Source organism: Sphingobacterium sp. IITKGP-BTPF85 (assembly GCF_001006065.1).
Taxonomy (GTDB): Bacteria; Bacteroidota; Bacteroidia; order Sphingobacteriales; family Sphingobacteriaceae; genus Sphingobacterium; species Sphingobacterium anhuiense.
In genome coordinates, this window is record NZ_ASZT02000233.1 from 1 (window position 1) to 4,206 (window position 4,206).

General features: G+C 36.8%; 5 protein-coding genes. All 5 read left to right on the forward strand.

The genetic code is table 11. The features are described 5' to 3' along the window. The first annotated feature begins 229 nt into the window (after nt 1–229). The 5 genes from L950_RS24315 (at nt 230) to L950_RS24330 (ending at nt 4,138) form a co-directional block, all read left to right on the forward strand. Entirely contained in the window at nt 230–1,099 is an 870-nt protein-coding gene (locus L950_RS24315; protein ID WP_021190520.1) for a hypothetical protein, read from the forward strand. A 440-nt stretch (nt 1,100–1,539) separates the two neighbouring features. Next, nucleotides 1,540–2,454, forward strand: coding sequence for a helix-turn-helix domain-containing protein (locus tag L950_RS24320; protein ID WP_021190522.1), 915 nt, complete (start codon nt 1,540–1,542; stop codon nt 2,452–2,454). A 157-nt stretch (nt 2,455–2,611) separates the two neighbouring features. Continuing rightward, nucleotides 2,612–3,307 (forward strand): MFS transporter, encoded by a 696-nt coding sequence (locus tag L950_RS27365; protein ID WP_052764511.1) that lies wholly within the window; start codon nt 2,612–2,614, stop codon nt 3,305–3,307. An 8-nt stretch (nt 3,308–3,315) separates the two neighbouring features. Beyond that, nucleotides 3,316–3,753 (forward strand): hypothetical protein, encoded by a 438-nt coding sequence (locus L950_RS27370; protein ID WP_156169853.1) that lies wholly within the window; start codon nt 3,316–3,318, stop codon nt 3,751–3,753. 190 nt (nt 3,754–3,943) lie between these two features. Next, a complete protein-coding gene (locus L950_RS24330; RefSeq protein ID WP_021190523.1) occupies nt 3,944–4,138 on the forward strand; it encodes a hypothetical protein in 195 nt (64 codons plus the stop codon). The last annotated feature ends 68 nt before the right edge of the window (nt 4,139–4,206 follow it).

A 4,206-nucleotide genomic window follows, 5' to 3' on the forward strand; every position in this document is an offset into this window, starting at 1 on the left:
GAATGATGAAAAAGCTATGCTTGTACACAGAATCCGGAATCCTAAAAATTTATTTAGGACACATATGATTCAGTATATTCAATCATTATTAACCCGCACCTCATTATATTAACTACAGCCATACTTTACCAATCAGAACCATTATGTTTTTAGCAAATAAATCGAAAATTATTATGATCCATTATTGATTGGGTTCATGTCTTCTTGTTCCGTAAACAAGAAATCCGCTATGCTACTCACACTCAAAGATAGTTATTGTATTCCTCCAACTTATTTTTTAAAAGCAGAACAAACATTACCGCATCAGGTTATCGATTCACTCGCTAGCAATGATGAATTAAACAACGATTTCTCCAAACAAAACGTCCTGATGCTCTACGCGCTCGGACTTACTGAAGAGATGAAAGAATTAAGACAACTTAAAGGTGATACCAATGTCAATGCCAGCATTCGTAAGCTTATGCTTAACGATAAGATAAATAGAGTTCTCCTGTTGGCTTTATCAGATATCAATGCTACAGCGGCAGAACTTGATTGCGAAGCAGAACGCGTTGATCAGGTTGCTGGTTATATTGACAATATCAATGATACAAGAAACAATAAACTTGTCGTAGGATCTATTGCTCTGGGTGCCGTAGCCGCCATCGCAGGAACATTAATTACAAATAACAATGTAAATAATGCTGTTGGAATTGCCGGAGGGGTAATTGGTGGTGGACTTGGTTTTTTCACTTTAAACCCCAAAGGTAAGAAGGTCGAGTTTAACCATCCACATAATCTATTGCGAAATGTATGGAGACAAAATGATAATGATGAAAGCTTTTCACCTTTTATCTGGTATATGCTGAGTGAGAAAGAATTTAGTAACGATGGTAATAGCTCGCTATTGCACAATCTCAAAACACGATGGATCGATTATCAGTTTGATAGCAACGAAAATCAGGGAAACCAATCTGTTATATTTTCAGATGGAGGCATTTACTTTGCTGATGATTTACACTCCAGAGCGGCTATGATCAACCAGTTACAAGCCGTTATTCGCTCCATTAACCAAAGTATCAACAACTTAATACTGGAAGCAAATAAAACACTTGAATAAATTAATAATCCATTATACTCATGTTAAAAGCGGCATCTCATTGCTGCACGCCAATATGAAACTTGATTATCGTATATTTAGCTATGAAAAACCTGACACCAATTCAAAAAGGCTATTTTTTCACCATCCATTTCCACCAACCACGTTAAGAACAATCCCTTTAAACTTCCATTAGGCGCCTAATATGAAATTTGCGGGTTGGATGAGAAAGGCCTAAAATTAAAATATAAAAATATCACCGGGAACTTTGTTCAAGCCACATTTTTAGATGCAACCAAAATCAAAGGAGCTACCCTATACTTGAAAAAAAATGGATAGAAATTATTCCTAAAAAATAATTAAACTATGTAAGCGTCTATAAAAAGCGCACAACATTTCAATTACTCTGTCCTCATCGAAAAACAAATCACTATCTTTGAATTATGTAATTAATTAAAACGATGAAAACAGAAAATTTATTAGGTTATTATACCAATATAAAGAAAGAAATTCCTTTAGATCTCATACATTCTCAACGGAATGCTTTACATTTCAATGTCATCAAAACGGAGAGCTGTATGCTAAGTCTCCCCTATGCACGCAGAGACTATTACAAAATAACACTCACACAGAATCCCGGAATTTTAACTACAGATCAGGGTGAGCTAAAAGTAGACCGACCCACCATATTCTTCTCACGCCCAGAAGTCAATTATGGCTGGGAACCACTCGCTGCAAATCAGGACGGTTACGTCTGCCTTTTCAATGAATCATTTTTAACCAAAGAAATGAAACTAGAATTCGACCGTGTGCATGAAGAGATGAAAGCGAAACCGTTTACCTATATCCATCTCGATCAGGCAAAATTCCAGGATCTCTTTTTTTATTTTGAAAGGCTCGCGTCAGAACATATGGATGGACATATGTTTAAGAATGAAATCATTGACAGCATACTGCGTCTCATTATCTACAACGTTATCAAAGTACATCGCGAAACCATCGATGGACAGCGCATTCCGGCAAGCAACCGGTTAATACATCAGTTTTTCACCTTATTAAATAATCAGTTTCCTCTAGAGTCACCGCAGCAGATTCTGTATTTAAAAAGTCCTGCTGATTATGCCAATCGTTTAAATACCCATATCAATCATCTCAACCATCTGCTTAAGGCAATGACCGGAAAGTCGACTTCGCAACATATTCAGGAACGCTTATTATTAGAGGGTAAAAAACTATTGGAAAATAGCGACTGGACCATCGGACAGATCGGTCAGGGTCTAGGTTTTGAATATCCGCAACACTTTACTTCCTTCTTTAAAAAGCATGCGCTTATTACGCCTAAAATTCACCGGGAAAGATTTATGAAACAAGTTTGATTTTCGTAAAAATAACTTTGAATCCTGTCTTTTTAATACATCGATCTTCCTTTAATTTTGCTGACAGCATTAAGGAAACAGGTTGATCAAGATAATATGATTTTAGGATGAGAAGACAAGAAAAGAAACACGAGGTATTAGTACTATTTTGACATTTATGCTTATACCGCTTTCCGGTTTTGCAATGGACATTTACATCCCTTCTTTTCCGGATATGGTAACCGGATTGGGAACCTCCATATCAAGTGTCCGATTAACCCTGACAGTTTATCTCATTTTTTATGGACTGGGACAACTTCTTCTAGGAAGTTTAGTGGACAGTTATGGCCGTTACAGATTAAGCATGTTAGCATTAGTACTATTTATCCTGAGCAATATCTTACTGATCAACTCTTCCAATATTTATTTTATAATCGGTATGCGGGCCATCCAAGGCTTAGTCATTTCTATTATTATGGTATCCAAACGTAGCTTTCTCGTGGATGTTTATGACGGTGACAAATTAAAAAATTACACCTCATTACTATCTATTGTATGGTCGTCCGCCCCCATTCTTGCACCATTCTTAGGCGGGTTTCTGCAAAATTATGTTGGCTGGAAAGGAAATTTTTATTTCCTTGCTATTTATGCACTCATTATGTTTCTATTGGAATACCGGTTTACAGGAGAAACACTAAAAGAACAAAAACCCTACCGCATTTCGGGTACAGTTAATGCTTTTAAAGTGATGTTGAGCGCTAAAGACTTCAGCATGGGCATCGTGCTATTGGGATTCAGTTACGCTATGGCTATTGTATTTGGGATGTCTGCACCTTTTATGATCGAGCATGACTTTAATTTTCTCCTGTCATGACCGGAAATATGTCTCTTCTTTCTGGCTTATTTTTACTGTTCGGAGGCCTACTGAGTAAAGCTATGTTAGCAAAGCCTATGCTAAAAAAACTACGGCTAGCAACAATCGGACAAGCCACATTAGCCTGTTTGATGTCTGCAACAGCATTCTGGTATTACAGCTTATTTTCTCTGATGTTTTTTGCTTTATTAATGCATTTCCTGATGGGATTTATGTACAATATCTACTTCACCTATTGTTTGACACGGTTCCCACAATATGCAGGCGCAGCAGGGGGATTAACCAGTGGCGGGGCTTATATCGTGACTTCTTTTGCCAGCTACAGCCTGGTCAGTATATTGAATGTCGGTGACCAACAGACATTAGCGATCTGCTATTTTATCTTATCCCTCTGTATAGGTTTAACTTTATTAGTAATCGGAAATAAACTAAAGAGAGCAGACTGACAATAAGCTGTCCATTATAAATATTCAATTAAAATACAAGCTACAACTTCCTGCTTTTTGTTTAAACAGTCAAAAGTCTAAAATGAGAATGGAAAATTATCAGAAATAAAAACATCATTACCTTTGTTTGGTTTTTAAATTAGAGCGACAAACTAATTCGTTAGAGAAACCGGGTCAAAAAGAATAACTCATGGAATCGTTTTTTAAATTTAATAAATCAAATAGACAATGGCATCTTCCCATCGTCGCAGGATTAAGTGTAGGCATTCCTATGATTCTGGGCTGGTATATGGACAACATTGAAGCTGGAAAGCTGGGATCCCTAGCTGGACTATCAATCTTATACATTCAATCGGATAAGCTTATCGAACGCATGATTTACTGATTGACTTGTTGTTTGGGCTTTATGCTATCTTTTCGGTTGGATTGTTATTTTCGTTCAGCCCAATGATT